Source organism: Paenibacillus sp. MAH-35 (assembly GCF_058135425.1).
This window is the reverse complement of the sequence record NZ_JBYUPU010000007.1, coordinates 71619-85384: the sequence shown is the minus strand read 5'-3', so window position 1 is coordinate 85384 and position 13766 is coordinate 71619. Positions and strand designations below refer to the sequence as shown.

The 13766-nt window shown below is 54.0% G+C and carries 11 protein-coding genes; 9 read left to right on the top strand and 2 right to left on the bottom strand.

Annotated elements, in window-relative coordinates; all coding sequences use genetic code 11:
* Positions 1–258 precede the first annotated feature (258 nt).
* Entirely contained in the window at positions 259–1155 is an 897-nt protein-coding gene (locus tag AC3Y2E_RS09840; RefSeq protein ID WP_379209611.1) for a phytanoyl-CoA dioxygenase family protein, read from the top strand.
* A 251-nt stretch (positions 1156–1406) separates the two neighbouring features.
* Here the strand turns inward: AC3Y2E_RS09840 and AC3Y2E_RS09835 are convergent, their stop codons facing one another.
* Positions 1407–2306 (bottom strand): helix-turn-helix domain-containing protein, encoded by a 900-nt coding sequence (locus AC3Y2E_RS09835; protein ID WP_379209609.1) that lies wholly within the window; start codon positions 2304–2306, stop codon positions 1407–1409.
* A 322-nt stretch (positions 2307–2628) separates the two neighbouring features.
* On the opposite strand from AC3Y2E_RS09835, the gene AC3Y2E_RS09830 reads away from it, so the two are divergent.
* The 5 genes from AC3Y2E_RS09830 to AC3Y2E_RS09810 all read left to right on the top strand — a co-directional run bounded on the left by AC3Y2E_RS09830 (position 2629) and on the right by AC3Y2E_RS09810 (position 10039).
* Positions 2629–4890 (top strand): glycosyl hydrolase family 28-related protein, encoded by a 2262-nt coding sequence (locus AC3Y2E_RS09830; RefSeq protein WP_379209607.1) that lies wholly within the window; start codon positions 2629–2631, stop codon positions 4888–4890.
* 87 nt (positions 4891–4977) lie between these two features.
* A complete protein-coding gene (locus AC3Y2E_RS09825; RefSeq protein ID WP_379209605.1) occupies positions 4978–5997 on the top strand; it encodes a hypothetical protein in 1020 nt (339 codons plus the stop codon).
* A gap of 11 nt (positions 5998–6008) precedes the next feature.
* Complete coding sequence (locus tag AC3Y2E_RS09820) at positions 6009–7337, top strand: ABC transporter substrate-binding protein (RefSeq protein ID WP_379209603.1); 1329 nt, start codon at positions 6009–6011, stop codon at positions 7335–7337.
* Positions 7338–7731: 394 nt separating this feature from the next.
* A complete protein-coding gene (locus AC3Y2E_RS09815) occupies positions 7732–9492 on the top strand; it encodes a putative phage tail protein (protein WP_379209600.1) in 1761 nt (586 codons plus the stop codon).
* Entirely contained in the window at positions 9467–10039 is a 573-nt protein-coding gene (locus tag AC3Y2E_RS09810; RefSeq protein WP_379209598.1) for a hypothetical protein, read from the top strand. Before AC3Y2E_RS09815 ends, AC3Y2E_RS09810 begins: the two co-directional genes overlap by 26 nt.
* Positions 10040–10348: 309 nt before the next feature.
* On the opposite strand, the gene AC3Y2E_RS09805 is transcribed toward AC3Y2E_RS09810, so the two are convergent.
* Complete coding sequence (locus AC3Y2E_RS09805) at positions 10349–10909, bottom strand: AAA family ATPase (RefSeq protein ID WP_379209596.1); 561 nt, start codon at positions 10907–10909, stop codon at positions 10349–10351.
* Between the two features lie 133 nt (positions 10910–11042).
* Between AC3Y2E_RS09805 and AC3Y2E_RS09800 the strand changes: the two genes are divergently transcribed.
* From AC3Y2E_RS09800 to AC3Y2E_RS09790, 3 genes are all read left to right on the top strand, one after another.
* On the top strand, positions 11043–11207 hold the full coding sequence (locus AC3Y2E_RS09800; RefSeq protein WP_379209594.1) for a hypothetical protein: 165 nt from the start codon (positions 11043–11045) through the stop codon (positions 11205–11207).
* Positions 11208–11410: 203 nt separating this feature from the next.
* Complete coding sequence (locus tag AC3Y2E_RS09795) at positions 11411–11998, top strand: LOG family protein (RefSeq protein WP_379209911.1); 588 nt, start codon at positions 11411–11413, stop codon at positions 11996–11998.
* A 597-nt stretch (positions 11999–12595) separates the two neighbouring features.
* Positions 12596–13762, top strand: coding sequence for a Gfo/Idh/MocA family protein (locus tag AC3Y2E_RS09790; RefSeq protein WP_379209592.1), 1167 nt, complete (start codon positions 12596–12598; stop codon positions 13760–13762).
* The last annotated feature ends 4 nt before the right edge of the window (positions 13763–13766 follow it).

The following is a 13766-nucleotide window of genomic DNA, read 5'->3' as shown; positions in this document are numbered from 1 at the left end:
CAATTAGCGTGCTAAAAAATCGATTTTTTCACGATTAAAGTCAAAGTCCTACCTTAACCTTGAGCAGTTGGACGGCTCGGGCGCTCTGAATCAGAAGCAAAATTTACATAACGGCACAATCGTCCCGTAACCGTAGTTCCCGGCATGCCGGTACGGTTTTAAATAAATTGCGTACGGATTTGGCTAACTACTTCCTGCGGAGTCTCCTTTATTCTTGGAGTATGCAAGAACACTTCAGAACAAGGAAGGGGAACGACGATGAACGTGCAGATCGGCAACCGGGAGCTGGAGATGGGCGGTAAATATTTGACGGAGCTGCGCAGCTCGAACGAGATTTGGGACGATACGGAGGCGCTTCGCAGAAGGCTGGAGGAAGACGGTTATTTGCTTATCCGCGGCTTGCATAACCGGGAAGAGGTGCTGGCGGCAAGAATGGAGTTTCTCCGGTCGCTGGAGGCGCAGGGCAAGCTTGATCCTGACTCCCCGATGGAAGATGGGGTAATCGCTTCCGGCAATAAAGGCGCCATGTGGGGCAAAAGCGCCGACGAGCTGCAAGCGGAGTTCCCGCATTTTCTGAATGTGGTCAACTCCCCGAAGGTGTTTGCGCTTTTTGAACGCATTCTCGGCGGACCTGTGCTCACTTACGATTACAAATGGCCGCGGGCAATCTCCAAAGGCGGCAACACCGGCGCTCATTACGACATTGTCTATATGGGACGCGGGACGAAAAATGTCTATACGATGTGGACGCCGTTCGGCAACATTCCGCTGGAGCTGGGAACGCTGGCGATGCTGCTGGATTCCCAACGCTACGAGAGAATCAAGAGAACGTACGGCCAGATGGACGTCGACCGCGATAACGTAGCCACCGGCTGGTTCTCCGACGATCCGGTCGAAATTGTCGACCAGTATGGCGGGCAATGGGCTACGACGGCTTTCGAAGCGGGCGATGCGATCATTTTCGGGATGTACATGATGCACGCTTCGCTGAACAATACGACGGACCGGTTCCGGATCAGCGCGGATACGCGTTACCAGCTGGCCTCCGAGCCGGTCGACGAGCGCTGGATCGGCAAAAAGCCGAAGGGGCACTACGCGTGGGGCAAAACGCCATCCAAGCCGTTAGCGGAAGCCCGCAAGGAGTGGGGCGTCTAAGTAGGGCAGGCGGCGAGCCGAAGAAAGGGCTGCTCCAAAACTTCATTTTGCGGTTTATTGAGCCCCGCCTAAGGACCGGTTTTGCTTGAGAATAAGGACCTCCGCCTCCACTTTGCCGTGGAATGTGAGGTCCTTTCGCTTAGTGATTGGAATGCGATGTTCCTATGTTAGGCGAATGTTTTTACCTCAAGAACCGTCCGGACGACTTTGCCAAACGATTTATGTTCCACCGCCCCGCACCCACCTGCCCGCTATATCCGCTTAAACATCCGCCCCTGCAAAATTTTTGCGTACTCCGAGGGCGACGATCCGGTCATCTGCTTAAACTGCTTCGAGAAATAATGCATGCTGGTGTAGCCGAGCAGTTCGGCGATTTCCGTGAAGTTGAAGTTATCCTCGCGAATATACGCTTTGGCTTTTTCGATTTTGAGCCGGTTGGCGTATTCAATCAGACTCGATCCGGTCTGTTTCTTGAACAGGATGCTGAGCCGCGTCTTGCCGATGGCGAATTCGTCGCAAATATGTTCCAGCGAAATGTCTTGGCCGAGATGGTTTTCCAGGTAGCGGATAATCTCGTCGACCAGACCCGTCTCCTGATTTTCTAATATCGAGGGAGGCAGCTCCGATCGGGACTCCGGCTCCGTGCCGCCGCGGATCAGCTGGATGAGCAGCATCTCCAGGAACATCACGAACATCTGCTCGCCAGCGAACGGGGCGTTCGGTTTGCGCACAAGCCGCTTCGTAGGCCGGTTCGAGGGATCAGGGCCGAAGGTCCGGTCGCCCTCGTTCATGAGCAGCCCCAGCATCGCTTTCTCCCGGTCCGCCAGCCGGAACAGCGGGTTGTGCTTGAAGAAATTCATCTTGGGCGAGCGGCATTCGAAGGAAACGATAAACACGTTCGGGGCGATCTTGCCGTTGCTGCGCGTAGCATGGAAGCGGTTCGGTTCGAAAAAGATCAAATCGCCCTGCTTGAGATCGTAATGCCCGAAATCGGTGTCGATCCACAGCTCGCCTTTATCCACGTAGAACAGCTCCCAGAAATCGTGCTTCTCGCCGTCGAACGAGTAGTTTTTGGCAAGCTCGAAATAGTAACACGTGACCAGCTTATGAATCACAATCTCCTGTCTGATCCGGTATCGCGGAAACTCCATCCGTCGCCACTCCTTTCCTGCTGGTAAGTCAGATCAAGGCGGGAGCGCCGCCAGTCTGCTTGGCGAATGAATCGGTACCCTCGTAACTGTTATATACATTTCCACAATCGGCTTGTAAATCCTCTCGAACAAAACCACCAAAAATGCGAACAAATCAACAAAGTTGAGTACAAAAAATGCGAAGGTATGAATAAAGCTTTCACGCTCCATTCCCGTTATGATAACGATTGTAAGCGATTCCGCGATAATGGGGCGAAGATGCCGACTTTCCATCTGCAACGCATCGCCGCTCCTGCATCGCGTACATGAAGAGGAGTTTACAATGTCTGAGGAAAACAAGGAGCGGGGAGAAGAAACACGATCGGGGCCGGGGAAACGCGTCAGCCGAAGAACGCTGCTCGCTTCACTCGGCATGGCGGGGGCCGCTGCCATACTTGGCGTTTCCGTAGCTGCGGTTAACGGCAGCGGAGCGGAGATGTGGGAGGCGAAGGGCACCAGGGTGACCACCATGGACGAACTGAGGGCGATGACGGGGGAAGCTGATCCGTCGCTTGTGTATTACATCACCGATCCCGGCCGGGAAGGTCACTTTTATTGCGATGTGGACGATCCGGTCTCCAGGGATAACGACGGAACGATTCTGGTCACCGCATCCGGAGTCCGCTACAAACGGATCAAAGAAACCGAGTACACAAACGTAAAATGGTTCGGAGCCAAGGGGGACGGGAGCTACGACGATTTCACGGCGATTCAGGCCGCGATTGACGCCGTGTCGCTTCAGGGCGGAGGCACTGTTTTTTTCCCGAAAGGCACGTATAGCGTGTCCCCGTATTTGAGCAAATGGATCAAGCTCAAGGACAACGTAAATTTGCTCGGCGAAGGAACAAGCTCGGTGATTAAGGTGAAGGACGACGCCGGCGACTATTTCGCGATTTTTTACGGAAGCACGTCCGAACCGCTGCGCAACGTCCGCATCAGCAATCTGAAGTTCGATCAGAATCCGCAGAACAACTTGTCTTGCCACATCGATCTGGACCGGAAGGATACGCGATACTTTTTTCAGTTTTGCATCATTTCGTACCGCTACGAGAACATCGCGATCGACAACGTGCAGTTTGATCCGACTTGCGGGGTCAACTCCATCTCGCTGAACAGCGACACGGGCAAGCTCGCCTCGATTACGAACTGTTACTTCAATTTCGTGATGGCCAAAGGCAATGGCACGTACGACAATTCCGCAATTTACTTAAACGGCAGAAATCATCTGGTGGCGAATTGCCTGTTTTATGCCGGTCCGGGACAGAAGGCGCGGGGAGCGATCGAGACGCATTTGGGGCAGAGCACGATAGCGAACAACGTGATGGACGGTTATTACACGGGTGTCAATCTGCAAGCGGGCAACGTCAGCGGCAGCGACGACCGCTGCGACATGACGATTACCGGCAACACGATCAGCAATGCCAATCAGGGCATCCAGATCGGGCCATACAAGACGTTTCCGGTGAAAAATATAACCGTGAGCGGCAATACGATCAGCTTATCCAATCTGCGGCACAAGCGGGGACTGACGACCGGCATCGCGAGCGCAAGCTGGACGAACGACTCGACGTTTTTCGAGAATATTACGGTTACCGGCAATACGATCGTGTTCGAGGAAGAGCTGGAGCCGAGAGCGGATATGCAGGCGCTGGCTTACGGAATCGGTTTCACTCACAACTCTGATATTCGGAACGTCGTGATCAGCAACAATATTGTCAAAAACGCCCCGATCACCGGCATCCAGCTCGGAAGCTTTCAGAAAGCCGGCGTCGTCTCGAACGCATTAATTACCGGCAATGTGATCGTGAACGCCGGTCATTATCCGACAAAGGTCGAATCGTACCGGGCCGGCATCGCGTTAAGATCGACCGTAATCGGAGCGCGGATCAGCGGCAATCTGATTTCGGATACGTACGACGAGCCGAAGGGGTTTTGTTCGTTCCGCATCAGCGACGCCGAAGGGACTTACACGGACGTCGAGGTGACGGGCAATCAGATCCGGACGAACCAGGGGGGATTGTGGCTGCTGCTCAGTCCGTCGGTCCGAACCGATGTGCGGCCGCTCGTGTTCACATCACCGGTCTATCCTCCGGCGGCAGGTACGTATAGGCCGGGAGATATCGTCTGGATTACCGGGCTGAACTCGAAGGACGGCGTAACGCCGGTCGGCTGCAAAGCCGTATCCGCGGGCACCTCCGGGACGCTGAGCGGCATACGCGCTGCCGGCGAAGCGGGGCAACCGGTTATTACCGTAAGCGATGCCTCGCCGCTTGAGACGGGGCAATGGATACGGATCGCGGAAGGCAATCAGGTGCGGAAAATCGTCCGAATCGCCGGCAGCGAGGTGAGGCTCGAAACGCCGCTTGCGACGGCGATCCAGGGTACGAGTCCCGTGACTTATGCGGCCCCGTTATGGAAACCGTTCGGCCGGCTGGGAAGCCTCGCCCCGGTAGACGATACGAACGGCGCGACACTGTCCGAGATTGAAGGGGAGGTGAACCGGTTGAAGGAGGTGCTGCGGACATACGGAATTGTGGGGCGTTAGTGACTTCCGGGAACGCCGGAACGATCCGGCTGGAAACGCGTTGCGTTCCCCCGGAGACGACAATCAGGGAAGGGGGGAGGCGGCCGATTGTTTACAAAAGCCGGTATAAGGGTCGGGCTGCTAATCACTCTTATCCTTCTGCCGACGGGCTGTAATCAGAAAGACAATCCCGCCGAGCTAATGCAGTACGTTTTGAAGCAAGGCAGCAAAGTAACGATCGCTCACAAATATTCAAGCGAAAACGATCTGTGGATCGTATTCGATCATTCCGGCGCGAACCGGCTGTACAGCTTCTCCCAGTGGCGGCTTGCCGCAAACGATGGGGAGCGTGCGAATCCGGATCTGAACCGGGCATCCTCCGTCTTGCAGAATGCGCTGTCCGACTGGATCGGCCCTTATTACGTCAAAGCGAACCGGAACGGGACGGGTAGCAGCGCCGAACAGTTTACGGGAGGCGCGCACGCTTATAACGGCAACGATACCGGCTCCGCGACGGCCCGGACGGTGTCCGTTCAGGTAACGGCGGACGGCGTGGAGCTGCAGGAAGGGGTCATCGTTCCGTCGGATCAGGTCGAGCTGCGAGTCGTCAACCGGATTCAAGGTTACAATACGAAGCTGGAGGACGGCCGCGGCCGCGAAATTTTGCAGGAAACGATCCTTTACTCCGTATCGGGGGGAAGGGTACAGGTACATGCGGAGATCGAAGCTTTGGAGGATGTCACCATCACCCGTTATTACGGGCTGCAGACGGTTAATTACGTGTGGAACGGTGACATCGCCTACATGGCCGGAGACCGCGTCGTATCGTCAAGTCCGGTGAAGGCAAACAGCGATTCTGGCAAGCTGCCGGATTACCCGGACATCGACAGGCTGCTGATCTCTTCCGCGAATGAGCAGCCGATCCGCCACCGGCTCGAAGTCCGGCTGGACCGGAGCTACAGTCTCGGGACGATGGAGCATGTTGCGGGACACCGGCCGGCTGCATTTACTTACGAATACGGAAAGTCGTACTTTTTGCAAATCATGGAGAACGCTTATGTGCTGCCTGTCGGGAAAACGGTTTTCTGGCGGGGAAGCTACCGGTTTTATTCCACACAAGAAGATTAGGGGGATATCCAATGTTTAAAAAAATGAGCGCGGCATCACTCGTATCGGCGGCACTGCTTGCTACTGTAGCAGCAGGCTGCGGTACGCAAACAGCAGGCAACAATATCGGAGAGGAGCCTTCAGCTCCTGCGCCAAAAACCGGCGAACCGGCGGAAATCGTCTTTTACTCGTCGAACGGCGATCCAGTTGAAAGCTTCGATTTTCGGTTCGGTAATTCGATCCGCAAGAAGTTTCCGAACTATACGATCAAGTATATTCAGAGTACGAAGGGCAGCACGATGCCGGAGCTGCTGACTGCGGGCACCAAATTCGATATTTTCTTCATATCGACCGGCAACTATGAATCGATGATGTTCGATAACGGACTCGAAATCGATATGGACGAATTGGTCAAAAAGCATAAAGTGGACCTGACCAAAATCGAGCCTACGGTTATCCAGGGTATTCGCGATTCGTCTGGCGGCAAACTGACCGGCATCCCCGTTCATACGAACAACATGGTATTGTATTACAACAAAACGCTGTTCGATAAATTCGGCGTTTCGTATCCGAAAGACGGCATGACGTGGGACGAGATTCTCGAGCTGTCCAAAAAACTGACCCGGAACGAAGGCGGTACGCAATACTACGGGTTTACCACCTCGGCGAACCATCTGTTGAGAATGAATCAGTTTTCCGTTCCGAATGTGGATTTAAAAACGCAAACGCCGACCATTAATAAGGACGAGAAGTGGAAGTTGTTTTTCCAAAAAGTATTTCTCGATCCGTATATGGATGCCGGATACAAGGAGCAATTGGATAAGACGAACAAAGTACCGGACATCAACTACTTCCTGAAGGACCAGAACGTAGCCATGTACGCCTATTTGTCCAGTCTCGTCTACGTGCTGCCCGACGATCTTCAGAAGCTGAATTGGGACATGGTCTCGCTGCCGACGTTTAAGGAGCAGCCGGGAGTCGGCTCCCAGTCGTATCCGTTTTACTTCGGCATTACGAAGCTGAGCAAAAATCCGGACGCCTCGATGGAAGTGCTAAAGTACATGGTTTCCGACGAATTCCAAATGGAGCTGTCCAAAAAAGGGATTATGCCGGTCGTGAAAAACGAAGCCGTTCAGAAAGCACTTGGACAGGATTCGCCGTTTAAGAACAAAAATCTCAAAGCCGTCTTCCATAATAAATTCGCTCCGATTCCCGCAAAAGCGCCTTACGACGCTTCGATCGTCGCCAATTATGCGAAATATGCGGACCAGGTCATGAAACAAAAGATGGATATCAATACCGCGTTCCGCAAGTCGGAAGAAGAATCGCTCAAGATCATCGCCGAGTACAAAAACAAATAACATCACCCGCCGACCGGAGTCCGTACAAGGTCAGCCCCCGACATGCAGCCAACGGTTTCAAATCCGAAGGGTGGGCTCAGACTTTGTACGCTCCGGACAGTCGGGAATAACACGGGCAATAACGCAGGCAGGCTGAAAGCTTCTGCAAAGTCCGAACAATTTAACCAATATGCTGAACAAAATAACAATTCGCAGCACAAAAAAAACGATCGGCTGGACAAAGCTTTTTTGCCCGGCTCCGGCTAAGATTATTGTGAAAACGGTTTCTGAAAACAAGAGCTTCACCATCGCTTGAAAGCACCCAGGGAAGACTGCAACCCGCACGATACTCGGTTCACGTATTATTCGAAGTCCGAAATCCTTGCTCTAACACTTATTTAGGGAGGAAAACCGAATGGAAGAACGTATGAAACCGAACGGAAGTGGCGAAGAAGATTCTCATCAAGCTGCAAGCAGCATGGTTAGCAGAAGGAAGTTGCTTGTATCTCTAGGGCTTGCCGGAGCCGCGGCTGTCGGCTCATCGTTTGGAAGCGCTTACGGAAATGGCGCGAATCTGGTGACAGAGGCGGTATACGGCAACTACAATAAGATAAAACCGAAAGAGCTGATGCAGATGGATTACTGCGTCGTCTCGACGATTGCCGCCTTAAGGACGGAGACGAATCCGAGCGCAGATTTGTTATATTATGTCACCGACGAAGGTCAGGAAGGCTTCTTCAGGTACGATCCGGCCGACACCGCGACGGCCGACAATCTGGGAACGGTGCTCGTGTCTTTGTCCGGAGCAAGATTCAAACGGATTATCGAGACGGAATATGTAAGCGTCAAATGGTTCGGAGCGAAGGGCGACGGCAGCAGCGACGATTTTCAGTCGATCCAGAACGCGATCAACGCCGTATTCGCGATGGGCGGCGGGACCGTCTTTTTCCCGAAAGGCACGTATATCGTATCTCCGTATTTGAATAAATGGATTACGCTGAGAAACGATGTGAACCTGCTGGGTGAAGGCGTCGGCTCGGTCATTAAAGTGAAGGACAATGCGGGCGATTACTTTACGATCTTCTACGGCAGCAGCAGCGCGCCGCTTAAAAATGTACGGATCAGCAAGCTGCGGTTCGACCAAAATCCGCAAAACAATCTCACCTGTTACATCGATCTTAATAGAAAAGATACGGTTTATTTTTACCAGTTCTGCATCATCTCGTACCGCTACGAAAATGTAAGCGTTGACAATGTGCATTTCGATCCTACATGCGGCGTCAACTCGGTTTCGCTCAACAGCAATACGGGTTACCTCGCATCGATTACGGATTGTTATTTCAACTTCGTCATGGCAAGAGGGACCGGCGATTACGACAACTCCGCGATTTATGTGAACGGCCGGAATCATACGGTGATAAACTGTATGTTTTATGCGGCTCCCGGGCAGAAGGCGCGAGGGGCGATCGAGACGCATCTGGGGCAAAGCGTCGTTTCGAACAATGTGATGGACGGATATTATACGGGCGTCAATCTACAAGCGGGTAACGGCACGGACGACCGGTGCGATATGACGGTTTCCGGCAATACGATCAGCAACGCCAATCAAGGAATCCAGATTGGGCCCTACGGCACCCATCCGGTCAAAAACGTAACGGTTATCGGTAATACGATTACGCTGACCAACAAGGTGCATCGGCGATACTTGACCGTGGGTATCGCAAGCGCGGGATGGACAAGCGAGAAGACCGTCTTCGAAAATATTACAGTGAGCAACAATACGATCGTCTTTCAGGAAGAGTTCGAGTACCGGAGCGAAATGTCTAGCATGGCTTGCGGGATCGGCTTTACGCATAATTCGGACTTGTCGAATATGATCATCAGCAATAACGTCATCAAGAACGCTCCGCTGACCGGTATACTCGTCGGCGGCTCGGCAGGCGTGGCGACCGTAACCAACTTGCAAATTACGGACAATATGGTCATCAATGCGGGGTACTATCCGGCGCCGGCCGAAGCGTACCGTTCGGGAATTATGCTGCGTTCCACCGTGTCGGGGGCGCGAATATCCGGCAATCTTATCTCGGATACGTACGATGCGGCGAAAGGGATGTTCTCGATTCGCATCAGCGATTGGCACGTATTCCGATGTGATCGTCGGCGACAATCTGGTTAGGACGAAGCAGGGCGGACTGTGGCTGTTCCTGAGTGCTTCGGTGACTACCGATGCCGTACAGAAGTTCGTCAAGTTCTCCTCCGTCTACCCTCCGGTAAGCGGTACTTACAATCAGGGAGATATCGTATGGATCACCGGGGCTGCCGTGACGGACGGCAAAACGCCGGCCGGGTATAAAGTAATGACGACCGGTACGGCGGGGACGTTAACCGGGGTGCAGGGAACAGGAAGCGCCGGATCGCCTTACTTCACGGTTAACAACGCCTCCTCTCTCAGAGTCGATCAATGGATACGGATCGATACCGGGAATCAGGTACGGAGAGTCGTCCGCATCTCGGGCAACGAGGTCCGCTTGAACGCCGCGCTCACCACCAACGTTCCTTCTCCGAGCGCGATCAGTTACGTCAGTCCGGTCCTAAAGCCGTTCGGGCCGATCGGCAACCTGGGACCTGTCGCGGATACGAGCGGCGCCACCGTATCGGCGCTGGAGACGGAAGTGAATCTGCTGAAGCAAGCGCTGCGGGATTTTGGCGTCTTCTCGTCCTGAAGGGCATACAATTTGAACCGGCCGATTCCTGGAGTTCAGGAACTTCGGCCGGATTGATTTCGGGGAATTCCTCTTCCGTAGTCGGGATACGACGAAGTGACATTCGTTCCGATCCGGATCAGGGGAGTTTGCGGTTTGCAGCAGGAGGTGGCAGCCTTGCGGATTGTAATCGATGCTGTTTTGCACCAGATTCGTTATTGCCCGGAGCAGCAGTTTTTTCGTCGGCGGTCAGTTTCAGCTGCTCACAGCGTATAATTGCGGCGGGCGCCAGAGTATGGCAAAAGCGGACGAGACCGACTGCGCGCTCCTTTACAGATCAAACCGTTCCTTGATCATTAAGGCTGCATGTTCGGGAGCGAGCGCGGTGTTGTTGAGGCGCATATACTTTTCTCTTTTGATTTCGCCGGGAAGGGAGTTCAGCCGGTTGTTCTCCATCTTGCTCAGCAGATCCCGTTCGGAGAAGGCGATATCCCGTTTCGTAGGTTTATGCTCGAGCCGGTGCGGGCTTCTGTTGCGCTCCAGTCTTGCGGACAGCTCCGCTTCCAGCTCGACGAAATAAACATCGGCCCCCTTGGATTCGAAAATCCGGCAAACGTTGTCCACATAGTCCCAATCCGCTTGACGGTCAAATGACCAGAGGAACGTAAAGATCAATCCGTCCAATTCGCTGGCTGCCACCTCTTCGAAAATGGCCTGCCGGAACAGCTTGACCAGCCGTTTTCCTGGCTCCGTACCATAGCTGAAAAACGGGGCGACCAGCTCGATGCTCATATGGTTGTGAAACAGCTTTAACCCTGTTATTTTGGCGAGTTCTTGCCCGACCGTCATCTTGCCGACCGCCTGCGGACCGAATAGCAGCACGAACTTCATCGTTTCCACTTCCTTTCTTGTTTACGATTATAGGGGAAAAGGAAGCGGGGGGCCAGATCAGATCGAATCCGTCAGGAAATGCACTTTACTAGGCGGAGCGGAGCGCAAGGTATACCGGGACGGCAAGCATACGATGCCGATTCGCACGGCGCTGCCGATCCGCGACGGAGACCGGACCTATTACAAAATCGTCATTCCGCTGCCGGCAGACGGGCGGAAGCTGACGGCTTTGAGATTCATTCCCGAACCAGGCAAGGACGATACAGTTATGATTCGGGAGGTTCGGGTGCGGCATTAGCGCGACGGATTCGCTGGCTGGCACTCTGGGCCTGATCTGGAAGCGGGACCTGTCCATGGCGGCAGGTCTTTTTTCGGTTTATGGAGCAGCAGCAGAGTAGACGAGTGACCAAGCAGCTCGCGGTGCGAAAGAGGGCGGCAGATGCAATTTGTCGCAAATCGTTTTATACTGGATAGAGATTAAGGAGGTTAATGATGAACGACATAAAACGTATTTGCATCTTTTCCGGTTCAAATCCCGGCAGCCATTCCGATTATGAGCTCGCGGCCAACGAGTTGGGGGACGCGCTCGTCGCGCACGGGATCGATCTGGTGTACGGCGGGGCTAGCGTAGGGCTAATGGGGCGAGTAGCGGATAAAGTACTCTCGGCGGGAGGACAGGCGATCGGCGTCATGCCGACCGGATTGTTTCGCAGAGAACTGGCTCATACGAGCTTGACGGAATTCCACGAAGTAGGCACTATGCACGAGCGCAAAGCGCTGATGGCCCAATTATCGGATGCTTTCATTTCTTTGCCTGGAGGACTCGGCACGTATGAGGAGCTGTTCGAGGCGGCGTGCTGGTCTCAAATCGGCATTCACGCCAAGCCGATCGGGTTGCTGAACGTCCGCGGCTTTTTCGATCCGCTCGTCGAGATGCTGAAGCACACCGTCCGGGAAGGCTTTATGAGGGAAGAAAATCTGGAGCTTCTTGTCGTGGAACCGGACCCGGTCCGGCTGATCGAACGTCTGCTCCAGTACGCGCCAGTCGATCAAGGACAAAAATGGGTGGAGCTGACTCCCAAAGGGTGAGCAGCAATGCGTATAGGACAGTTCCCAGGAGCTGTCCTATAAGTCACCGTTAATCTCGTTAGCACCGCTCAGACGGAGTTCAAACCAAAGGCGCTTCCACCTCCACCTATTCCGTGGTTAGGGAAGCGGCTTTTGCGCGTATTAGGGGTTGCCTCGCTAACTGCTGTCCCTTGGGGCGGCTCCAGCAGTTGAAACTCATTACATGCTGCCGCAGGAAGGAAAAAATGCCTGGTTCAGTTCAAACAACTGGGAGCTGACTTCGGAACAACACTGATATGATGAAGCCCGGGGGAGCTATCTAAACATCACAACACTAAAATTTCTTTGGAAACATTTTAAAAATGTGCAACAACGCAAGTGGTATCGGTTATAATTTTAGCGGGATGGAAGACGGCGGACAGACTTCGCAACAAATCGATCCCCCGCCGATCACCGTGATTTGGCAAAATAAAGAGGCGCCGGGAAGACTCGCGGTCCACAGCCGATCGATTGCTCGAAAAATCGAAGATTCCTCCTAGACAGATGCTGATGTCCACAGAGCTGATCGAACGTAATTCTTGCGCGGCTGCGCAGCAATAAGCGAAGGGAGAGGATTTCATGCAGTCCGTCCTTAGATTTGGCATGGTTGGCGGAGGGGAAGGGTCATTAATCGGAGATATTCATGCCCGGGGGGCGATGTTCGATCGCCGCAACGTTCTAACGGCGGGATGCTTCTCGCGGGACCCCGCCAAATCGGCGATTACAGGGGAGAAGTACGGCATCGACCCGGACCGGCTGTATGCGACGTACCGGGAGATGGCCGAGAAGGAGGCAGCGCGCGAAGACCGGATTCATTTTGTCGTCATCGTAACGCCGAACAATTCGCATTACGAGATTGCCAAGGTGTTTCTCCTCCACGGGATTCACGTCGTCTGCGACAAGCCGGTAACGATCGAGGAGAGCGAAGCGCGGGAGCTGGAGACGCTCGCGAACGAACGAGGCCTATTGTTCGGGGTAACGTACACGTATTCCGGTTATCCGATGGTGAAGCAGGCCAGAGAGATCGTCAAACAAGGGGAGATCGGCGATATTATATCCGTGATGGCGGAATATCCTCAGGAATGGGTGCTTCATGCGGCTGCACCGTCCTGGAGAATGGATGCCCGGCAGGGTAAATCGTGCTGTGTGGCAGACATTGGCGTACACGTCGCTCATACCGTTTCCTACATAACCGGGCTTGAGATTGAGACGTTATGTGCCGATCTGCAGTCGCACGGGACGTTGATGGAGCTCGACAACAATGCCAACATTATGGTGAAATACACCAGCGGCGCGACCGGCATGTACTGGTGCTCCCAAGTGGCGCCAGGCAGCAAAAACGGTCTGAAAATCCGGCTGTTCGGGACGAAAGGTTCATTGGAGTGGCAGCACGAACGTTCCGAGGAGCTGCAGCTTTCCATCCTGGGAAAGCCCTTTCAATTACTGTCCCGCGGCAGAGATCCGATGTATCCGGCAGCGGCGGCGTTCAACCGGCTTCCCGGAGGCCATCCCGAAGGCTTATATGAAGCGTTTGCGAACATTTACGCCGCATTCAGCGGAGAACTGTTGAAGCTGCTTAGAGACGGGACGCTTACCGGCGCCGAACCGGCGGATTATCCGCGCATCAGCGAAGGGGCCGACGGCGTACGGTTTATCGACAAGTGCCTGGAGAGCTCGGAAAAAGGAGCGGTATGGGTCAAATACGATGCCGCCTCAGCTCCGGAACGGACCGGACAACCGGTATAAGCGG